The sequence below is a fragment of the Sporosarcina thermotolerans genome (assembly GCF_042658975.1).
GTDB classification, from domain to species: Bacteria; Bacillota; Bacilli; order Bacillales_A; family Planococcaceae; genus Sporosarcina; species Sporosarcina thermotolerans.
On the sequence record NZ_JBHSRM010000021.1, the window covers coordinates 55,458 to 75,335 of the forward strand.

20 protein-coding genes are annotated in these 19,878 nt (G+C 42.9%); 18 read left to right on the forward strand and 2 right to left on the reverse strand.

All coding sequences use genetic code 11. From position 1 onward, the window contains the following. The first annotated feature begins 100 nt into the window (after positions 1 to 100). The 3 genes from ACFPZG_RS16455 to ACFPZG_RS16465 all read left to right on the forward strand — a co-directional run bounded on the left by ACFPZG_RS16455 (position 101) and on the right by ACFPZG_RS16465 (position 2,380). A complete protein-coding gene (locus ACFPZG_RS16455) occupies positions 101 to 841 on the forward strand; it encodes an ABC transporter ATP-binding protein (protein WP_283734153.1) in 741 nt (246 codons plus the stop codon). Beyond that, entirely contained in the window at positions 834 to 2,042 is a 1,209-nt protein-coding gene (locus ACFPZG_RS16460) for an ABC transporter permease (RefSeq protein ID WP_283734154.1), read from the forward strand. The genes ACFPZG_RS16455 and ACFPZG_RS16460 overlap by 8 nt, the downstream gene beginning before the upstream one ends. A gap of 143 nt (positions 2,043 to 2,185) precedes the next feature. Then, entirely contained in the window at positions 2,186 to 2,380 is a 195-nt protein-coding gene (locus tag ACFPZG_RS16465; RefSeq protein WP_381428059.1) for an IDEAL domain-containing protein, read from the forward strand. On the opposite strand, the gene ACFPZG_RS16470 is transcribed toward ACFPZG_RS16465, so the two are convergent. After that, positions 2,381 to 2,740, reverse strand: a complete 360-nt coding sequence (locus ACFPZG_RS16470) for a coiled-coil domain-containing protein (protein ID WP_283734156.1) — start codon at positions 2,738 to 2,740, stop codon at positions 2,381 to 2,383. Between the two features lie 132 nt (positions 2,741 to 2,872). Between ACFPZG_RS16470 and uvrB the strand changes: the two genes are divergently transcribed. From uvrB to trxB, 10 genes are all read left to right on the forward strand, one after another. After that, positions 2,873 to 4,855 carry an excinuclease ABC subunit UvrB gene (uvrB, locus tag ACFPZG_RS16475; protein ID WP_317941221.1) on the forward strand — a complete coding sequence of 661 codons (1,983 nt, stop codon included), beginning with the start codon at positions 2,873 to 2,875 and terminating at the stop codon, positions 4,853 to 4,855. 7 nt (positions 4,856 to 4,862) lie between these two features. Continuing rightward, entirely contained in the window at positions 4,863 to 7,733 is a 2,871-nt protein-coding gene (gene uvrA, locus ACFPZG_RS16480; RefSeq protein WP_283734157.1) for an excinuclease ABC subunit UvrA, read from the forward strand. Positions 7,734 to 7,829: 96 nt separating this feature from the next. Beyond that, the gene (locus tag ACFPZG_RS16485; protein ID WP_317941222.1) at positions 7,830 to 8,981 is read left to right on the forward strand and encodes a DUF4097 family beta strand repeat-containing protein; all 1,152 of its coding nucleotides are present in this window, start codon (positions 7,830 to 7,832) and stop codon (positions 8,979 to 8,981) included. A gap of 140 nt (positions 8,982 to 9,121) precedes the next feature. After that, positions 9,122 to 10,060 carry an HPr(Ser) kinase/phosphatase gene (hprK, locus tag ACFPZG_RS16490; RefSeq protein ID WP_317941223.1) on the forward strand — a complete coding sequence of 313 codons (939 nt, stop codon included), beginning with the start codon at positions 9,122 to 9,124 and terminating at the stop codon, positions 10,058 to 10,060. Positions 10,061 to 10,064: 4 nt separating this feature from the next. Then, positions 10,065 to 10,871: a prolipoprotein diacylglyceryl transferase gene (gene lgt, locus ACFPZG_RS16495; protein WP_283734161.1), complete on the forward strand. Its 807-nt coding sequence runs from the start codon at positions 10,065 to 10,067 to the stop codon at positions 10,869 to 10,871. A 14-nt stretch (positions 10,872 to 10,885) separates the two neighbouring features. Continuing rightward, entirely contained in the window at positions 10,886 to 11,830 is a 945-nt protein-coding gene (locus tag ACFPZG_RS16500; RefSeq protein WP_317941224.1) for a nucleoside recognition domain-containing protein, read from the forward strand. Further along, positions 11,823 to 12,476 carry a pyrophosphatase PpaX gene (gene ppaX / locus ACFPZG_RS16505; protein ID WP_283734162.1) on the forward strand — a complete coding sequence of 218 codons (654 nt, stop codon included), beginning with the start codon at positions 11,823 to 11,825 and terminating at the stop codon, positions 12,474 to 12,476. The genes ACFPZG_RS16500 and ppaX overlap by 8 nt, the downstream gene beginning before the upstream one ends. Next, the gene (locus ACFPZG_RS16510; protein ID WP_283734163.1) at positions 12,473 to 12,985 is read left to right on the forward strand and encodes an acyltransferase; all 513 of its coding nucleotides are present in this window, start codon (positions 12,473 to 12,475) and stop codon (positions 12,983 to 12,985) included. The genes ppaX and ACFPZG_RS16510 overlap by 4 nt, the downstream gene beginning before the upstream one ends. 110 nt (positions 12,986 to 13,095) lie before the next feature. Continuing rightward, positions 13,096 to 14,619, forward strand: coding sequence for a tetratricopeptide repeat protein (locus tag ACFPZG_RS16515; protein WP_283734164.1), 1,524 nt, complete (start codon positions 13,096 to 13,098; stop codon positions 14,617 to 14,619). A gap of 102 nt (positions 14,620 to 14,721) precedes the next feature. Next, positions 14,722 to 15,672 (forward strand): thioredoxin-disulfide reductase, encoded by a 951-nt coding sequence (gene trxB, locus ACFPZG_RS16520; RefSeq protein WP_317941225.1) that lies wholly within the window; start codon positions 14,722 to 14,724, stop codon positions 15,670 to 15,672. Here the strand turns inward: trxB and ACFPZG_RS16525 are convergent. Further along, on the reverse strand, positions 15,624 to 16,025 hold the full coding sequence (locus tag ACFPZG_RS16525; RefSeq protein WP_381428071.1) for a hypothetical protein: 402 nt from the start codon (positions 16,023 to 16,025) through the stop codon (positions 15,624 to 15,626). The genes trxB and ACFPZG_RS16525 overlap by 49 nt on opposite strands. A 207-nt stretch (positions 16,026 to 16,232) precedes the next feature. Here ACFPZG_RS16525 and ACFPZG_RS16530 point away from each other — a divergent pair, with 207 nt between their 5' ends. From ACFPZG_RS16530 to ACFPZG_RS16550, 5 genes are read left to right on the forward strand one after another with little or no spacing between them, the layout of a single operon-like run. Next, positions 16,233 to 16,715, forward strand: coding sequence for an 8-oxo-dGTP diphosphatase (locus ACFPZG_RS16530; protein ID WP_283734165.1), 483 nt, complete (start codon positions 16,233 to 16,235; stop codon positions 16,713 to 16,715). Continuing rightward, positions 16,715 to 17,602, forward strand: a complete 888-nt coding sequence (rapZ, locus tag ACFPZG_RS16535) for an RNase adapter RapZ (RefSeq protein ID WP_317941226.1) — start codon at positions 16,715 to 16,717, stop codon at positions 17,600 to 17,602. The genes ACFPZG_RS16530 and rapZ overlap by 1 nt, the downstream gene beginning before the upstream one ends. A 4-nt stretch (positions 17,603 to 17,606) precedes the next feature. After that, positions 17,607 to 18,590, forward strand: coding sequence for a gluconeogenesis factor YvcK family protein (locus tag ACFPZG_RS16540; RefSeq protein ID WP_317941227.1), 984 nt, complete (start codon positions 17,607 to 17,609; stop codon positions 18,588 to 18,590). 26 nt (positions 18,591 to 18,616) lie between these two features. Then, positions 18,617 to 19,564, forward strand: a complete 948-nt coding sequence (gene whiA, locus ACFPZG_RS16545; protein ID WP_317941228.1) for a DNA-binding protein WhiA — start codon at positions 18,617 to 18,619, stop codon at positions 19,562 to 19,564. Between the two features lie 34 nt (positions 19,565 to 19,598). Next, positions 19,599 to 19,856: an HPr family phosphocarrier protein gene (locus ACFPZG_RS16550; protein WP_283734166.1), complete on the forward strand. Its 258-nt coding sequence runs from the start codon at positions 19,599 to 19,601 to the stop codon at positions 19,854 to 19,856. Positions 19,857 to 19,878 lie beyond the last annotated feature (22 nt).

Below are 19,878 nucleotides of genomic sequence, written 5' to 3' on the forward strand. Positions count from 1 at the left end.
ATTGCCCATAGTGTAGCATATTTTCTGTTAATACGTGAAAGATGGACAAAGCATTCCTGGGCAATGTTTGGTAAAATACATATAAGAATGGAGGATGGCTATGACAATTCTTGAAGTGAAAGATGTGACAGGCGGATATACACGAAAGCCAGTTTTACATGATTTGTCATTCGAAATTGGTGAGGGCGAATTGGTCGGATTAATTGGTTTGAATGGGGCTGGGAAAAGTACAACCATTAAACATATTATCGGACTCATGAATCCTCATAATGGCGAAATAATCGTGGACGGTGTCACATTTGAAGAAGATCCCGAAGCATATCGAAAGGCGTTCACATATATACCGGAAACACCGATTTTGTATGAAGAACTTACGTTGAAAGAACATCTTGAGCTGACAGCGATGGCATATGGTCTTGATAGGGAAGTGTTTGAAGCCCGTTCGGAGATGCTACTGAAAGAATTCATGATGGAGAAGCGTTTAAATTGGTTCCCCGCGCATTTCTCGAAAGGGATGCGTCAAAAAGTAATGATCATGTGTGCTTTTCTTGTGGAGCCTTCACTGTACATTATCGATGAACCGTTTGTCGGTCTTGATCCGATAGGAATCCGTTCATTGTTAGAACAGATATCGGAGCGTAAAGCGAATGGCGCATCCGTTTTAATGTCAACGCATGTTCTGTCCACTGCGGAAAAATATTGTGATCGGATAATCGTCCTTCATGAAGGGCGGGTCAGGGCACATGGAACGATGGATGATTTAAGGAAAGCTTTTAACCGTCCAAAAGCCTCATTGGATGAACTTTATATATCCATGACAGAGGATCAAGACAATGAATAGTTTGCGTGAAATATGGGCAAAACGATTTGTCCATTATATGACCGAACTGCAAAAATACATGAAATTCGTGTTTACTGGCCATCTGGCGATTGTACTTCTGTTCACGATAGGGGCGGGGGGCTATGCATATAGCGAATGGTTGAAGGAAGTGCCAACGAACTTTCCATCCGCGATCATCGCCTCTGTCCTTATAGGATTGGCACTTGTTTTCGGGGCTCCCGTAACATTGCTTAAGCCGGCTGATAGTGTCTTTTTCCTTCCAATGGAAAAGAAGCTTGAAGACTATTTAAATAGATCATTACGGTACTCATTGTTATCACAATTGCCGATTCCCTTTATCCTATTGATTGTCATGATGCCGTTATTGGCGGCGACGAATGTCGCGGGGAAGCCACAGTTCCTGCTTACTGCCATTATTATCTTACTTGTTAAATGGATTTATGTTGAAACGGAGTACCATTATCGACGTGCAAATGACGGCGAAGGAATCTTGATAGATCGACTTGTTCGGTTTATCCTCTCAGCCTCGCTCATCTATGTGATGCTTGCAGGGTATCCGCTGTTTATCCCAGTGATTGGTTTGATCATTGCTTTATATTATTTGAACTATAAGAAAAAAAGCGCGGCCAAACCATTTCCATACCAGCATTTCATCACACTTGAACAAAATCGGATGATGCGTTTCTATCGTTTCGCCAACTATTTCACGGATGTGCCCCATTTGAAAGGCTCAATCAGTCGACGTGCTTGGCTTGGTTTTCTTATGCGTCCTGGGAAGTTTGGACAGACTTCACCGCAGCGCTATCTGTTGCAGAGGACACTTATCCGGACAGACGATACGTTTTGGCTATGGGTAAGATTGACGGGACTTTCCATTCTTGGAGTCGTCCTAATTCCGTTCACGATTGTGGTCTACATCTTTATCGGTGCTTTGGCTTTCGCCTCATCGATCCAGCTTGTTCACGCCTTACGTGCTGGAAATGACTTCCGAATGGATATGCTTTTCCCGGAAGCAACAAACACTCGGACACCCGCAATCCGCAAAACGGTAAGCTCGATTCAATTATTACAGGCACTATTTATCCTTATCACAGGATTTCTTGTTGGAGGCATTTCTGTGACGCCTATCATTATGGCAATCATTGTTGTACTCGTCTCTACTGCAACAATTCGTTTTTCAAATGAAAAAAATACGGACTGATGATCTAATCCTTCAAGAAAAAATAAAATAGAATATTCTCAAAAACCTTGCAACTGGACCTGTGAATTAGGTATAATAAAAAAAAGGCATCAGGGGTGAGGGAAATAGAAAATAATTATTCATATGCCGAGTTCTTAAAAGCCGTGGGAAAAAATAGTTCTTCTGCACAAGCGGAGCGATTATTAAATGATATTTATATGGATCTTTTCCTGAGCCATATCCACCGGGAGCAAACAAAAAAACGTCTCTGGGAATTGATCGATATCGCGCTCGACGAGAAAGACGAGTCGACTTTCAACAGACTGACTGATGAATTGATGAAAGTCGAAGATAATTAACTATAGTTTTGCGGGTCTGCCTGAAGTCGTACATCGACTACCGGCAGGCCCGCTTTTTGTTTGCGGTGATTTTCTAAGAATGGCTGCGACTTCCCGTAGAAGTGCTTCGACTTCCCATAGAAGTGTGTCGACTTCCCGTAGAAGTGCTTCGACTTCCCGTAGAAGTGCTTCGACTTCCCGTAGAAGTGCTGCGACTTCCCGTAGAAGTGCTTCGACTTCCCATAGAAGTGTGGTGACTTCCCGTAGAAGTGCTTCGACTTCCCGTAGAAGTGCTTCGACTTCCCGTAGAAGTGCTTCAACTTCCCATAGAAGTGCTTCGACTTCCCATAGAAGTACTTCGACTTCCCATAGAAGTACCATGACTTCCCATAGACTGCCATCGACTTCCCATAGCCCCCTTTAATATATTTAAAACACACGTTCCCTTTTTCTTTTAGTCTGACTTCATTCTATGTTAAGATGAAAGTAATTCAATTTTGGGGAGGACTTGCTATGGTCCAAAAATTCGATTTACACGCTCCTTACGTCCCTTTAGGCGACCAACCTGCTGCTATTACAAAGCTTGTCGGAGGCATAAATGAAGGGAAAAAGCATCAAACTCTTTTAGGGGCAACAGGGACAGGAAAAACATTCACAGTTTCAAACGTTGTAACGGAAGTCAATAAACCGACACTTGTGATTGCACATAATAAAACACTTGCTGGGCAGCTTTACAGCGAATTCAAGGAATTCTTTCCGAACAATGCGGTGGAGTATTTTGTAAGCTTCTACGACTTTTATCAGCCGGAAGCATACGTACCGCACACGGATACTTATATAGAAAAAGACGCAACCATCAACGATGAGATCGACAAGCTTCGACACTCGGCCACATCAGCCCTGTTCGAACGCAATGATGTGCTAATTGTCGCATCCGTTTCCTGCATTTACGGGCTCGGATCGCCGGAGGAATATGGAAAGCATGTTGTCTCCCTTCGGACAGGCATGGAAATTGGAAGAAACGAATTGCTAAGGCGATTTGTCGACATCCAATACTCCAGGAATGACATCAATTTCACCCGTGGAACATTCCGCGTAAGGGGAGACGTTGTCGAAATTTTCCCGGCGTCCCAAGACGAACATTGTATTCGTATCGAATTTTTCGGAGATGAAATCGACCGAATCCGTGAAGTCGATGCGTTGACCGGAGAAATTTTAGGCGACCGGGAACATGTTGCCATTTTCCCGGCATCCCACTTTGTTACCGGCGAAGAAAAAATGGTGAAGGCCATCGCGAATATCGAAACGGAACTGGATGAACGCCTTACATTGTTGAGAAAAGAAGACAAACTGCTTGAAGCGCAACGACTTGAACAAAGAACACGCTATGACCTCGAAATGATGAGAGAAATGGGATTCTGTTCAGGAATTGAAAACTATTCAAGGCATCTGACCCTACGACCTGCTGGGGCGACACCTTATACACTTTTGGATTATTTTCCAGACGATTTCCTAATTGTCATCGATGAAAGTCACGTCACTTTACCCCAAATCCGGGGAATGTACAATGGCGACCAAGCGCGTAAGCAAGTATTGGTCGACCACGGATTCCGCCTACCTTCAGCATTAGACAATAGACCGCTTATGTTCCAAGAATTCGAGAACTATGTACATCAAGCAATATACGTTTCTGCAACTCCAGGCCCTTATGAAATCGAGCATACGCCCGAAATGGTGGAACAGATTATCAGGCCAACAGGATTGCTTGACCCAATAATCGAAGTGCGTCCTATCGAAGGGCAAATCGATGATCTAATCGATGAAATAAATGAGCGTACAAAGCGGAATGAACGGGTATTGATAACAACACTAACGAAAAAAATGTCAGAAGATCTTACGGATTACTTGAAAGATATCGGCATTAAAGTCCAATACTTGCATTCAGATGTGAAAACGCTTGAAAGGATTGAAATCATCCGGGAGTTACGATTAGGCACTTACGATGTATTAATAGGTATCAACCTCTTAAGGGAAGGGCTTGATATTCCGGAAGTTTCCCTTGTCACCATTTTGGATGCAGATAAGGAAGGATTCCTAAGGTCCGAGCGTGCACTCATCCAGACAATCGGACGAGCAGCACGGAACTCCGAGGGCCGGGTAATTATGTATGCGGACCGCTTTACGGATTCGATGAAAAAGGCAATCGATGAAACAGAAAGACGGCGAGAAATCCAAAAGGCTTACAATGAAAAGCATGGCATCACACCGACGACAATTAAAAAAGAAATTCGTGATGTCATCAGGGCGACCCAAGTTGCTGAGGATAATACGACAGCTCTCGAAAAAGTAACGCAAGGCAGGAAGTTAACGAAGGAAGATAAGGCGAAACTTCTTGTGACACTTGAAAAAGAAATGAAGGAAGCAGCAAAGGCGCTTGATTTCGAAAGGGCGGCTGAGCTTCGCGATAGTATATTAGAATTGAAGGCTGAGGGGTGAAGACGCGATGAAAAATAAAGAGATCGTCATTCAAGGGGCAAGAGCCCATAATCTGAAAAACATTAACATCAATATTCCACGTGATCAAATGGTCGTAATAACTGGATTGTCCGGATCAGGAAAATCATCACTCGCATTTGACACGATTTACGCTGAAGGACAAAGACGATACGTCGAATCCCTTTCGGCGTATGCCCGTCAGTTTTTAGGCCAGATGGATAAACCCGACGTGGATGTCATAGAAGGACTGTCGCCGGCGATTTCCATTGACCAGAAAACAACGAGCCGTAATCCCCGTTCGACGGTCGGAACGGTAACGGAAATATACGATTATTTACGGTTGCTTTATGCACGGGTCGGCAAGCCGATCTGTCCGAATCATGGTATCGAGATCACCTCGCAGACAATTGAGCAGATGGTCGACCGAATCATGCAGCTGCCTGAGCGTTCAAGACTGCAAATTCTTGCACCAGTCGTTTCGGGTAGAAAGGGAACCCATGCAAAATTGATCGAAGACATTAAAAAGCAAGGATATGTCAGGATTCGAGTGAATGGGGACGTAATGGATCTCGACGATAATATTGAGCTGAACAAAAATAAAAAACATACTATTGAAGTCGTAATCGACCGGATTGTTGTTAAAGAGGGAATCGAAGCCCGCTTAAGTGATTCTTTGGAGTCCGCCCTACGCCTAGCTGAAGGAACAGTTTTAGTCGACGTAATCGACGTTGAAGAATTGCTGTTTAGTGAGCATCATGCTTGTCCGCTTTGTGGTTTTTCCATAGGTGAATTAGAGCCAAGGATGTTTTCATTCAACAGTCCGTTCGGAGCTTGCGGCGAGTGTGATGGTTTAGGGACTAAATTAGAGGTTGACCCGGAGTTGGTCATCCCGGACGCTACTCTTTCATTGAATGAAGACGCAATTGCACCATGGGTACCGACAAGTTCACAATATTATCCTGAACTATTGAAGACTATCTGCCATCACTTTAAAATTCCGATGGATGTACCGGTACAGGATCTTTCGGATGAGGATCTGAATATTATTCTTTACGGTTCGAAGGATCAGATGGTCAAATTCCAATATACGAATGAATTCGGGAATACGCGTGTCAATAATATTTACTTCGAAGGCGTCTTAGCCAACGTTGAACGTAGATTTAAGGAAACATCTTCTGATTATATTAGAGAGCAAATGGAGAAATATATGGCGAGCCGTGCTTGCCCGACTTGTAAGGGTTATCGATTGAAAGAGGAAACGTTGGCAGTCAAAGTGAATGGATCACATATCGGAAAAGTAACCGAATTATCCATTACTGAAGCCGACCAATTCTTCAAAACCCTCGTTCTATCCGAGAAAGATGCCCAAATTGCAAACTTAATCCTTCGTGAAATCGAAGAAAGACTTGGTTTCCTCGTCAATGTTGGTCTTGATTATTTGTCATTATCAAGGGCTGCAGGGACATTATCGGGCGGTGAGGCACAGCGAATCAGGCTTGCAACGCAGATCGGATCCAGATTGACAGGGGTCCTATACATCTTGGATGAGCCTTCTATTGGGCTTCATCAAAGGGATAATGACCGTCTGATCGAGACGCTGCAAAGCATGCGCGATATCGGAAATACGCTCATAGTTGTCGAACATGATGAAGATACGATGATTGCAGCGGATTACTTGATCGATATCGGTCCGGGTGCTGGTCAAGAGGGCGGTCAAATCGTTTCGGCAGGCACGCCTGAAGAAGTGATGAATGACCCTAAATCTTTAACTGGTCAATACTTAAGTGGTAAGAAATTCATTCCACTGCCGATGGAGAGACGTAAATCGGACGGCCGGGTTGTTTCGATTAAAGGTGCATCCGAAAACAACTTGAAAAATGTCAACGCGGATTTCCCGTTAGGACAGTTCATCGCAGTTACTGGTGTCTCGGGTTCAGGAAAAAGTACGCTTATAAACGAAGTATTGCATAAAGTGCTTGCTCAAAAGTTGAATCGCTCGAAACAAAAGCCGGGCCGTTTTACATCCATCTCCGGAATTGAGGAACTGGAAAAAGTGATCGAAATCGACCAGTCCCCTATAGGAAGGACACCAAGGTCGAATCCGGCAACGTATACCGGGTTATTCGACGATGTACGTGATGTGTTCGCAATGACAAACGAAGCAAAAGTTCGAGGATACAAAAAAGGTCGATTCAGTTTTAATGTGAAAGGCGGACGTTGTGAAGCATGCCGTGGCGACGGCATTATCAAAATCGAAATGCATTTTCTCCCAGACGTCTATGTGCCTTGTGAAGTTTGTCACGGAAAGCGATACAATCGGGAAACACTTGAAGTGACGTATAAAGGGAAGAATATTGCGGATGTCCTTGCGATGACTGTCGAGGATGCATTGATCTTCTTCGAAAATATTCCTAAGATCAGCAGGAAACTGCAAACGATTGCCGATGTCGGTCTCGGTTATGTCCAACTTGGCCAGCCGGCTACAACGTTATCGGGCGGTGAAGCGCAGCGGGTCAAGTTAGCGTCCGAATTGCATAAGCGTTCAAACGGCAAATCGTTTTATATATTGGACGAGCCAACGACAGGATTGCATGTCCATGACATTGAAAAACTCCTCCTTGTCCTACAACGTTTGGTGGATAGCGGCAATACAGTGCTTGTCATTGAACATAATCTTGATGTGATTAAAACAGTTGATCATATTATCGATTTAGGTCCTGAAGGCGGGGACAAAGGTGGTCAAATCATCGCGACAGGCACTCCTGAAGAAGTGGCTAAAGTTGCAAAATCATACACGGGCCACTATTTGAAACCAATCCTTGAAAGAGACCGTCAGAGAATGAAAGACAAAATCGAAAAGGTTGCACTCAAAAGATAGTGAAACCTTATGAATGATCATTCGTATATATACTATTGGAAAGTAAGAGTGAAATAAGGACTCTTGCTGAAGTTGAAATTACAAGGAGGCAGACAGATGCAAAACGAACGCAAACGTATCTTGACAATGCTGGAAAATGGTACAATTTCAATGGATGAAGCCTTAACTCTTCTGGAAGCGATGGAGAAAACAGCTAAAGATAATTACAACCAAGCGGACGAAGTAGTCTTTAATGAAAACAAATCCGACCAAGGCAATGATCAATCCTATTCAAAAAATAGGAAAGATCCTTCTATGGATGAATTCATCGAAGACATAAAGAAAGACTTTGTAACTGTCGGAGATCGTTTCATGCAATTCATGCAAACCGCGGTGGATAAAATGAAAGGCTTCGACTTCGACAAACCATTTGGTGGAAGCACTACATTCCATCATTCCATTGTAAAAGAAGCGGATGATTTAGAAGAAATCCTTATCGATGTCGACAACGGGAATATATCCGTTCATGCGACAGATGCAACCGAAATAAAAGCAGATTTCGTCGTGAAGGCATATGGTGGTAAGTCGGAAGAAGATTCGAGGAAGGAATTCCTTGATAAGTTGATCTTCTTGGTAGATGAAGGGAAGCTGCGTTTACTAAGTGATTTAAAATTAATCCAAGTGAATGTAGACCTTTTTATCCCAAAACAAGATTACAAAAAAATCTCTGCAAGACTTCTTAATGGCCATTTTTCGATGAATGATATAACTGTTGATAGATTTTACACGAAAACGGCAAACGGAAAAGTGGACCTTGAGCGCATTGACTTTAAAGAGGCGGAAATCGAGGCAGGTAACGGGTCAATTCGACTTAACGAAAGTTCTGGGGAGCTACTTGAAGCGGAAACGATCAATGGCCGCGTATATTTATCCGGTCAGTTAAAAGATGTGGAAGCAAAATCTCTGAACGGCAATGTAATTGTCACGACAAATGACACTGCTGCACAAAGAATAGATGCAAAAACAGTAAGCGGAACAGTAGAGGTATACATTCCATCCGACATTCCGTTACACGGTGAAATCTCTACCAATATGGGACGTTTGGACCTTCAACTGAAAGATGTCACTAAATCAAGCGAACAAGAGCAGTTCCTCCAACGAAGCATCAGCTTCTCGAAAACAGGAGAGAACGGCGCAACGCCTCTATATATTCATGGTGAGGCTAAAACAGGCTCCGTCATCGTTTGCTATACAGTAAAACATGATTAAATACCCCTTGGACTGTAGACAACCGAGAAATCGGAAGTCTACAGTTTTTTAATTGTATTTAGATATAGCTAAGTTGTGTTGATTGAAGTTCATGGTAAAATGGAACATAGGTTTAACGGTAAAGGAAAGGATGGGTGTAATTGTCTGTTGTAACAGTAAAAGATGTTCAAAACCAATTCGGACTCGAACTTCTTGCCGGCAAAGATGGTATCGAGCGAACGATCACAATGAGTGACATTTCACGCCCAGGACTTGAAATGGCAGGTTACTTTGATTTTTACACATCAACACGTGTTCAGTTGCTTGGAAAGACAGAAGTTTCCTTTTTCAATAAACTTGGTCCAGTAGAACGAATGGATCGCATGGATCGTCTTTGTACAGCTGAAACACCAGCTTTTATCATTGCACATAATATGCAATGTCCTGATGAGTTAAAAGAATTGGCAGATGTACGGAATATCGCCGTCCTTCAGACGGAACACCCAACAACAAGGTTTTCAAGCATGTTGACAAACTACCTGGAAGGGCAGTTAGCCCCGATGACAACCGTACATGGCGTGCTTGTCGACGTATATGGAATAGGCGTATTAATCACAGGGAAAAGTGGAGTAGGTAAAAGTGAAACTGCTTTGGAACTTGTGAAAAGGGGACATCGACTCGTCGCGGATGATGCTGTGGAAATCAGGCAAGTCGCCAAAAACGTTCTAATCGGTAACGCCCCGAAACTATTAAATCATATGCTTGAAATACGTGGGGTCGGGATCATTGATATGATGACACTTTTCGGTGCAAGTGCAGTGAAAGATGACAAGCGTGTCCTAATGGTCATTGATCTCGAAGTATGGGACCCAGACAAATTGTATGACCGCTTGGGGATTGATGAAGAAAAAGCGAAGATCATGGATTCCGATGTGACGAAACTTACAGTACCCGTAAGACCGGGACGAAATTTATCGGTTATTATTGAAGTAGCTGCAATGGATTATCGCATGAAAAGATTAGGCATTAATGCGGCAGAGACATTTTCGAGAAGACTCGATTTGGCTATCCAAAATAGCAATGAAAAGGGGATAGAATAAAAATATGTTCGATTTTCTAACGATTAACCCAACAGCCTTTGAAATAGGCCCCATCTCGGTCCGATGGTATGGGATTTTAATTACTACAGGAATTATCCTTGCATTCTTAGTCGTTCAAAAAGAAATGGTGAAAAGAGGAATGCATCCGGACTTTTTAACGGACCTGCTCATTTGGGCAGTACCAATTTCTATTATAAGTGCACGGATTTATTATGTTATTTTCTCATGGGATTCGTATAGGGATAACCCCGCCGATATCTTTAAAATTTGGGAAGGCGGCATTGCGATTCACGGTGCTTTGATTGGTGCCTTTTTAACAACATACTTTTTCACTAAGAAACGTGGCATTTCATTTTGGAAAGTTGTGGACATTGCAGTTCCGGGTATTCTGATCGGCCAAATCATTGGTAGATGGGGGAACTTTATCAACCAGGAAGCACATGGTGGTCCAGTTTCGGAGCAGTTCCTTGAAAACACATGGATTCCCAATTGGATTATGAATCAAATGACAATTGAAGGAGTTACATACCATCCGACATTCCTGTATGAATCCCTTTGGAATGTAGTCGGCCTAATTATTGTCTTGATCTTAAGAAGAGTGCGATTGAAGCGCGGAGAGATCTTCTTCTTTTATCTAATATGGTATTCAATTGGAAGGTACTTCATCGAAGGGATGAGAACAGACAGCTTGTATGGCGGCGATCTTCGTGCCGCACAAATCGTCTCGATTCTCGCAATCCTTTTTGGTGCCTCAATGTTCGTGTATAGAAGGTTCATCAAGAAAGTGAAAGTAAACTATCTAGATAAATAAAAGAGGGATAGGAAATGCAGACATTAAAAAATGGGTTGAAAGCAGGCTTGAAGACGACGTGGACGTTAGGGAAAATCATTTTTCCTATTACGATTCTTGTTGTGATCCTGCAACACACCCCGATTTTACCTTGGGTTGTAAAACTTGTCTCACCTTTCATGGGGCTGTTTGGACTAAGTGGGGAAGCAGCCATTCCGTTGGTGCTTGGCAATGCATTGAACTTATACGCTGGTATCGCCGGGATTCTTTCGCTTGATCTGACAGTGAAGGAAGTTTTCATCCTCGCTGTAATGCTCAGTTTTTCGCATAATCTCTTTATCGAGACAGGGGTTGCGCTGAAGGTCGGCGTTAAATTATGGGTTGTCTTACTTGTTCGATTCGGTTTAGCGGCATTCTCTGCTGTAATTATAAACGTGTTTTGGAGTGGCGGAAGTGAGATTGCGAAATACGGCATGGCTCCGGAAATCGCTGCAATACCTGAAGGATGGCTCGAAATCGGTCTTTTAGGATTGCAAAAAGCTTCCTTTGGTGTGTTACAGCTTGCGCTAATTGTCATTCCATTGATGATTATAGTTCAATATTTAAAGGACCATCATTATTTACAGAAATTCTCCGAGAAGCTTGCGCCGTTCACGAAAGTCATCGGTGTTAAACCGAATGCTTCAATGACGCTTGTTGCAGGTCTTGTTATCGGGTTGGCTTATGGAGCCGGTGTAATGATCCAAGCAGTTGAAGAAGATGGCGTAAGCAAGAAAGATGCGACACTCGCTTTCATCTTCCTTATCGCCTGTCACGCGGTTGTAGAGGATACGCTTATCTTCATGCCTTTAGGGATACCGGTATTACCATTGCTAATCATTCGACTCGTAACTGCGTTCGTTTTGACGATAGCTGTCGCTTATTTCTGGAAGCAAAGCGGGCGGAGAAGGGAAAAGGAGGCAACCGTTTTAAATGGCTAATAAAATCACAACATTATTATTCGACTTCGACGGAACATTGCTTGATACGAATGAATTGATCGTCCAAACGTTTCAAACCGTCCTTGGTGCGCATTATCCTGGAAAATATGTAAGAGCGGATATCATTCCATTCCTTGGACCGACATTGAAAGAGACAATGGATAGTGTAGATCCGATAATGTCTGACCAACTTATAAGCGAATATCGTGAATGGAATTACGCGAATCATGATCTATTGGCAACTGAATTTGATGGCGTTTCTGAAACATTGAGGCAATTGAAAAGCAAGGGCTTCAAGATGGCGATTGTCTCCACGAAGCGGAATGATATGATCATGAAAGGCTTGGAGCTTATTTCAGCTAATAATGTATTTGATACGGTGATTGGGTTGGATGATGTGCAAAATGCAAAGCCAGATCCTGAACCGATACTGTTGGCAATGGAAAGATTGAATTCCTCACCGGAGGAAACTTTAATGATCGGGGATAACTCCCATGATATACACGGTGGAAAAAATGCAGGAGTTCGCACAGCAGGGGTGGCTTGGTCATTAAAAGGGGAACAATTCATGCGTGAATTGGAGCCTGATTTTATGCTGCACCATATTTCAGACCTCCTTGAGATTACTGCGGGAGAGAACGATTGAGAAGGACAGAACGTTTTCCGGCTAAAGGAAATGCGAACTCCCTTTGGCATATTTACAAAACGGTCTCATTTTTAAAAGTGGCTAAGAATTTCATTTTCATCCAGTTGGGGAGATATACACCTTTTATCCCCATGAAGAATTTCATTTATCGTACATTTTTAGGGATGAAAATAGGGAAAAAAACATCGTTTGCCCTTATGGTGATGCCAGATACGATGTTCCCCGAACGAATTACTGTCGGCAATAATTCGATTATCGGCTTCAATACAACGATTCTTGCGCATGAGTATCTAATCGAAGAGTACCGGGTTGGCGATGTGGTGATCGGGGACCGTGTGATGATCGGGGCCAATACGACGATCCTTCCGGGTGTTGAAATCGGAGATGGGGCAATTGTTTCGGCTGCATCACTCGTAAATCGTGATATTCCTGCAGGTGCGTTTGCCGGCGGCAATCCCGTTCGAATCATTTATACCGCGGAACAGTTGGCGGAGCGAAAGGCGAAGTAATCCTAAGAATGTGTCAAAATAGTGAATGACGGGTAGAGAAGTTATGTTATAATTTTTATTGGAGGAACGTCTAATACGTTCCTTTCTATTTTCTATCGGAGGAAATTTGATTGGATAAAAAGCATAGGAATATAGATAAAAAAATAATTTCTTTTATCCCTGATGGTGAATTTTATTATCAGAAGGGCATTAAAGCGATGCAACGTGAACGATACGATGATGCCCATAAATATTTGCAACGTGCTGTTGAGTTAAGCCCGAGTGATCCGCTCATTCTTATGCAATACGGCATTCTTATTATGGAAGAGGGCATGTTTGAGGAGGCCTACGAGATCCTTGCGGCTGCACATGGCATTGACCCAGAGGAAGAGGATATCATCTTCTATTTGGCGGAAGTCCATGCACATCTCGGTCTTCTTCGAGATGCAAAAGTCTATGCTGAAAAATATATTGCGCTATCTCCAGACGGACCTCTTGTTGATGATTCGATGGAAATTATCGATTTTGCTGAACAAGAAGAAGATATATTTGACGATGAGGAAATGCCGGATGGTGAAGTGTATTTCCTTCAGGAGAAGGCAAGGAGATTGATGGAAGGCGGCTTGTTTGACGAAGCCATCGAAATCCTTGAGGCAATCATCGTAGATTATCCTGAGTTTTGGGCGGCATATAATAATTTGGCTCTCGCCTATTTCTACGTCGGCAAAATCGATCAGGCGAAGGAATTGCTTTACGATGTACTTGATAAGAACAAAGGGAATATCCATGCATTATGCAATCTCGCTGTCTTTTATTATTACCAGAAAGACAAAGAGGAATTGGATGCATTGCTTGACCTTCTGTTGAAGATAAAACCTTATCAATTCATACATCGATATAAATTAGGGGCAACATTTGCATTGGTTGGGAAACATAAAGAAGCATATGGTTGGCTCAGAAGCCTAAAGAAAAGGGGATTTGAAGGGGATGCAGGCTATTATTTCTGGCTTGCCCATTCTGCTTACTTTTCAGGAAATGAGACAGCCGCGAAGGAAGCATATGAAAAGTTAGTCGAGCTTGACCCAAGCAAGGCCGGGTTAGAGCCTTGGAAAAGCGTGCAAGAGACATCGCGGGCGGATTCATTTGAACAGGATCGTGAATTCCTACTAAGTAAAATCATGAATAAATACCGAAGCGAGCGACTGTTAGGCTTTTATTTATTGGGCAAATCGGCTCATAAACAAGAAATTATTTCGCATCCGAAATATATTGATTTGGAAAAGCTGAGTAGCATTGAACAGTTATTTTTAGCCCATAGCCTCGATTATGAATTTACATTGGAAACTGATTTCGATCATTCCTTTATGCGGGCTTTGGAAACGACCGATATCATTTACAAGAATTACAAGCCGCTCGATAAGCAAGGGACACATCTTTTTCAAATGTGGTTCACCCTTTGCGAGGTGGCATTAACTCGATCATATGATTTCAGGAATCCGGATGCCCTCGCTGCAGCAGCTGATTATATGTTCCAATCATCACGTTATAAAGGAGTTACCAAAACGGCCATTGCAAAAAGTTATGGCATTTCGGTACCAACGCTAACTAAATATGTTCATACATTAATGGAGTTTCTACCACAATTTAGTGAGTGATAAATGTTAGGCAACCACTCCCGCGAGCAAATAGATTGATTGGACACATCAAATCTTATACGATTTGGTCAGTGTTATGTTATGTAGGAGGAGGAAAAACCAATGACAACAGAGAAAATATATGACGTCATTATTATTGGTGCGGGCCCGGCAGGAATGACTGCAGCTGTTTACACTTCCAGAGCAAACTTGTCGACCTTGATGTTAGAGCGCGGAATTCCGGGTGGACAAATGGCGAACACGGAAGAGATTGAAAACTATCCTGGTTTTGAATCGATCTTGGGACCAGATCTCTCCCAGAAAATGTTCGACCACGCCAAATCATTCGGTGCTGAATACGCATACGGTGACGTAAACGAAATCATCGATGGTGTTAGCTATAAAACGATTATTTCCGGTAAAAAAGAATATAAAGCACGTGCCATTATCATTACCACTGGTGCTGAATATAAAAAAATGGGCGTACCAGGCGAAGCAGACCTTACTGGCCGCGGCGTCAGCTATTGTGCTGTTTGTGACGGTGCCTTTTTCAAAGGGAGAGAAATCGTTGTTATCGGCGGTGGAGACTCAGCGGTTGAAGAAGGTGCATACCTCACTCGATTCGCAGACAAGGTAACGATCATTCATAGACGTGACGAATTGCGCGCGCAAAAAATCTTGCAAGATCGCGCATTTGCGAATGAAAAAATCGATTTTATCTGGAATTCTACAGTTAAGCAAGTTAACGGACAGGATGGAAAAATCAGTTCTGTAACGCTTGTTTCCACTGTGGATGGTACGGAAAGAGAGATGGAGACTCAGGGTATGTTCGTCTACATCGGTATGGATCCATTAACTGCACCATTTAAAAACTTGGATATCTTGGATGACCACGGATATATCGTGACCAATGAAGAAATGGAAACGAAAGTTCCAGGAATCTACGCAGCAGGAGATGTGCGTCAAAAAACACTTCGCCAAGTCGTAACGGCAACAGGCGACGGAAGCATCGCTGCACAAGCTTGTCAAAAATATATTGAAGAACTTGCGGAGAAACTATCTGCGGAAGTTTGATTATAGTGAGAGGCCCGAGTATGGGTCTCTTTTTTATATGGATGCGGACCTCCCATAGAGCACCGTGACTTCCGGTAGAATGCAATGCGGTCGATTTCCCATAGACTGCGGCTGAGTTCCCATAGAGGCGTTGTGACTTCCGATAGAAAGCGACTGAGTTCCCATAGAAGTGCCGTGACTTCCCATAGAATGCGGCTGAGTTCCCATAGAAGTGCCGTGACTTCCCATAGAATGCGGCTGAGTTCCCATAGAAGTGCCGTGACTTCCCGTAGAATGCGGCTGAGTTCCCATAGAAGCGTTGTGACTTCCCATAGAAAGCGTCCGCCTGAAACGGAAATCAAAAGCCCGTCCAAAATTATTAATGCAACCTTAATATTACTGTAACTCTAATGCAACACATTAGGGGTAACATAAGAATAGTAATTGACCCCCCTTTTTAATATAGCAACACTTTAAGACGACCTACTGATGCAAATCGTAGGTGGTCTTCTTTTTTTGTTGTTTGCAACGTAAACATTGTATAATAGATGCATGCATGTTTTAAAAAGCGAGGAATTCAGATGCAGAGAATTGCTAACTTACTTGTCGTAAAAGACAATCAGGTACTTTTATTGAAAAAGCCGAGGCGGGATTGGTACGTGGCTCCCGGGGGAAAGATGGATTCAGGGGAATCGATATACGAGGCAGCCATCCGTGAATTCGAAGAGGAAACTGGCGCGACACCAGTAAATCCGCAAGTTAAAGGGATTTACACGATGATGATACTAAATCCAGACACGAAGGAATTGATCGACGAATGGATGTTGTACACATTCGTCGCCAAAGATTTGATCGGCACGCCGTATGAGTCGAATCGGGAAGGGTTGCTCGAATGGCACGGTATCGAAAAATTGAAAACGTTGCCAATGGCTGAAGGCGATAGATCCAATTTATCATTTGCCGTCTCCAAAAACGGTGTCCAGTATGGTACATTTTATTATACAGAAGAGTTTGAACTGTTAGAAGAGCGACTACAAAACTCGATGGAGGGCGATCTACTATAATGGAAAATGAATTACCAAACAGCGACGTTGAATTAGTCATTATTACCGGGATGTCTGGTGCTGGTAAAACAGTGGCGATGCAAAGCTTTGAAGACATGGGCTTCTATTGTATTGATAATTTACCTCCAGAGCTTTTGGTCACATTTTTAGACTTGATGATGAAGTCCGAGAACAAGATGAGACGGATTGCGGCAGTCATGGATACAAGAGGCGGTGACCTTTTTGATGCGTTGATCGGAGCATTGGACAATTTGTTGCAAATGGAAGGGGTATCCACCAAGCTTCTGTTTTTAGATGCGGATGATGAAACACTTGTAAGACGGTATAAGGAAACGAGAAGATCGCATCCACTCGCAGAGGGTGGACTTCCGCTTACCGGTATTCGCAAAGAGCGGACATTGCTTTCCGAGTTAAGAGGCAGAGCTCGCTTCATCTACAATACTTCCGAACTTAAACCAAGGGAATTACGCGAAAAAATCATGTCCACATTCTCTTCCAAAGGCGACACCGCTTTCACATTGAACTTCATGTCTTTCGGATTTAAGCATGGGATGCCGATAGATGCAGATGTCGTTTTTGATGTACGCTTTTTGCCAAATCCATACTATCTTGAAGATCTAAGACCGATGTCTGGACTGGATAAGGAAGTATACGATTATGTTTTAAAGTGGAACGATTCACAAGTGTTGATCGAAAAATTGACGGATCTTTTCAAATTCATCATACCGCAATATAAAAACGAAGGTAAATCACAAGTCGTCGTAGCCTTCGGTTGTACGGGGGGCCAACATCGTTCTGTGACGTTGGCGGAATACTTCGGAAACCGATTAAAAGACGAATATAAAACACTAATCACACATCGGGATGTGGAAAAGAGAAAGGGTTGACACAATGCTGCAATCCGGAAGAATGAAGAAAATCGTCGTTTTCGGAGGCGGGACCGGGTTGTCCACTATGCTGAGGGGATTGAAAAATTATCCCGTTGAGCTCACCGCAGTTGTAACTGTAGCGGATGACGGTGGCAGCTCAGGAAGGTTGTTAGATCAATACAACATCCCACCTCCAGGCGATATCCGGCAAGTGATGGCAGCTCTTTCGGATGTAGAGCCGTTAATAGAAAGAATGTTCCAGTACAGGTTTACCACTTCGGATGATTTGAGAGGGCATTCATTAGGCAATCTCATGCTTGCTGCATTGACGGATATAACGGGTGATTTTGCACGAGCGGTTGAGAAAATGGGGCAGGTTTTGAACATTAAAGGTAAAATTTTACCTGCCGCAAATCAAAAGATCACCTTGCATGCAGAGCTTGATGATGGCACAATTGTAACCGGCGAATCTAAAATTCCGGTATACGGCCGTAAAATACGAAGAGTATATGTTTCACCACAAGAGGTTGAACCATTGCCTGAAACAGTACGATCCATTGAAGAAGCGGATTTAATCATATTCGGACCAGGAAGCCTATACACAAGCATCCTGCCGACAATCCTTGTAAGGGGCATAAGAGACGCGGTACTCGTAAGCAAAGCTAAAAAGGTATATATCAATAACCTGACAACTCAAGAAGGAGAAACGTATCAGTATACAGCATCAGAGCATGTGCAAGCGCTGTATGATCACGCTGGCAGCGCTTTTCTCGATACGGTTCTGTTGAACGATACTGATTTCGAAACATTATTACAGGGGAATGAATCGCCTGAAGTTCAATTACCCGTTGAGAATGATATAGAAGCTTTGAAATTGCTTGTGCCTAACATCGTCCTTGGAGATATTTCGACAGTTTCCGAGGGCCGTATCATCCATGATGCGAATAAGGTTGCTTCATGGGTTAAGGAGTATATGAAAGGCAAGGATGTAAACAAGGAGACTTGATCATCGCCGAGAGAGGGGGGACAGTCATGTCTTTTGCATCAGAAGTAAAAAAGGAATTAACCAATATAGAATCAGATGATTGCTGTGTAAAATCAGAAATAGCCGCCTTTATAAGGATGAACGGAGCAGTTTCTTTCTCGAATAAACAATTAAGCTTGGATGTTCAGACGGAAAATGCTGCAATCGCAAGAAGGCTATATTCCAACATAAAACGTCTTTACCCATATAAAGTTGAATTATTGGTCCGCAAGAAAATGCGTTTGAAAAAGAATAACGTCTACATATGTAGGATCCGTGACGGCGCTAAGCATTTATTGGAGGACTTATATATATTAACAGGAACGTTTCAATTCAAAAATGAGATTGTACCGGAATTGGTGAAAGATGAATGCTGTGAGAGGTCTTATTTAAGGGGCGCATTTTTGGCTGGGGGATCAGTCAATAATCCCGAGACGTCTTCGTATCATTTGGAAATATTCTCGTTTTACAAGGAACATAGTGAGGCCTTGGTTGAGTTGATGAATAAATCGATGCTAAATGCAAAGTCGATTGAACGAAAAAAAGGTTATATCGCATATTTAAAAGAAGCGGAAAAAATATCTGACTTCCTTGGCATAGTCGGCGCACATGTTTCATTGATGAAATTCGAAGATGTGCGGATCATAAGGGATATGCGAAATAGCGTTAACCGACTCGTGAATTGTGAAACAGCGAATATGAATAAAACAATCAGCGCTGCGCAAAGGCAAGTCGAGAATATCAAATTTATCCAAAATACGATTGGATTAGATCAATTACCCGATCGTTTGCAGGAAATCGCCCAGCTACGGATTGAACATCAGGATATAACGTTAAAAGAGCTTGGTGAAATGGTGACCGGCGGAACCGTCAGTAAATCCGGCGTGAATCATCGATTGAGAAAAATAGAAGAGATTGCAGAAAACCTTCGAAGTGGCGGAATTGCACTTCGTTAAGAACTAGACGAGGTAGGAAAGGAGACGAATAAGTATGGCAGAAAAAACAGTAGAAGTGAAGCTGAAAACTGGCTTGCAGGCAAGACAAGCTGCATTATTTGTCCAGGAAGCGAATAAGTTTTTATCAGACGTGTTTTTGAAAAAAGACGATCGCCAAGTAAATGCAAAAAGCATTATGGGTGTCATGAGCCTTGCGATTGCAAAAGGTGTTTCAGTAACGCTAATGGCGGATGGTGTGGATGAAGAGCAAGCAATCAGCACACTCGCTTTGCTTGTTGAAAAAGAGAATTAACATCCATTAGCCGAGGGTACTA

What these genes read in the sequence shown, in the direction of transcription:
- ACFPZG_RS16460 (WP_283734154.1), top strand. Translation starts at nt 834, where the DNA reads ATGAATAGTTTGCGTGAAATATGGGCAAAACGATTTGTCCATTATATG.
- ACFPZG_RS16455 (WP_283734153.1), top strand. Translation starts at nt 101, where the DNA reads ATGACAATTCTTGAAGTGAAAGATGTGACAGGCGGATATACACGAAAG.
- ACFPZG_RS16485 (WP_317941222.1), top strand. Translation starts at nt 7,830, where the DNA reads ATGCAAAACGAACGCAAACGTATCTTGACAATGCTGGAAAATGGTACA.
- ppaX (WP_283734162.1), top strand. Translation starts at nt 11,823, where the DNA reads ATGGCTAATAAAATCACAACATTATTATTCGACTTCGACGGAACATTG.
- rapZ (WP_317941226.1), top strand. Translation starts at nt 16,715, where the DNA reads ATGGAAAATGAATTACCAAACAGCGACGTTGAATTAGTCATTATTACC.
- whiA (WP_317941228.1), top strand. Translation starts at nt 18,617, where the DNA reads ATGTCTTTTGCATCAGAAGTAAAAAAGGAATTAACCAATATAGAATCA.
- trxB (WP_317941225.1), top strand. Translation starts at nt 14,722, where the DNA reads ATGACAACAGAGAAAATATATGACGTCATTATTATTGGTGCGGGCCCG.
- ACFPZG_RS16470 (WP_283734156.1), bottom strand. Translation starts at nt 2,740, where the DNA reads ATGGTACTTCTATGGGAAGTCGAAGTACTTCTATGGGAAGTCGAAGCA.
- ACFPZG_RS16540 (WP_317941227.1), top strand. Translation starts at nt 17,607, where the DNA reads ATGCTGCAATCCGGAAGAATGAAGAAAATCGTCGTTTTCGGAGGCGGG.
- uvrB (WP_317941221.1), top strand. Translation starts at nt 2,873, where the DNA reads ATGGTCCAAAAATTCGATTTACACGCTCCTTACGTCCCTTTAGGCGAC.
- ACFPZG_RS16500 (WP_317941224.1), top strand. Translation starts at nt 10,886, where the DNA reads ATGCAGACATTAAAAAATGGGTTGAAAGCAGGCTTGAAGACGACGTGG.
- uvrA (WP_283734157.1), top strand. Translation starts at nt 4,863, where the DNA reads ATGAAAAATAAAGAGATCGTCATTCAAGGGGCAAGAGCCCATAATCTG.
- ACFPZG_RS16550 (WP_283734166.1), top strand. Translation starts at nt 19,599, where the DNA reads ATGGCAGAAAAAACAGTAGAAGTGAAGCTGAAAACTGGCTTGCAGGCA.
- ACFPZG_RS16530 (WP_283734165.1), top strand. Translation starts at nt 16,233, where the DNA reads ATGCAGAGAATTGCTAACTTACTTGTCGTAAAAGACAATCAGGTACTT.
- lgt (WP_283734161.1), top strand. Translation starts at nt 10,065, where the DNA reads ATGTTCGATTTTCTAACGATTAACCCAACAGCCTTTGAAATAGGCCCC.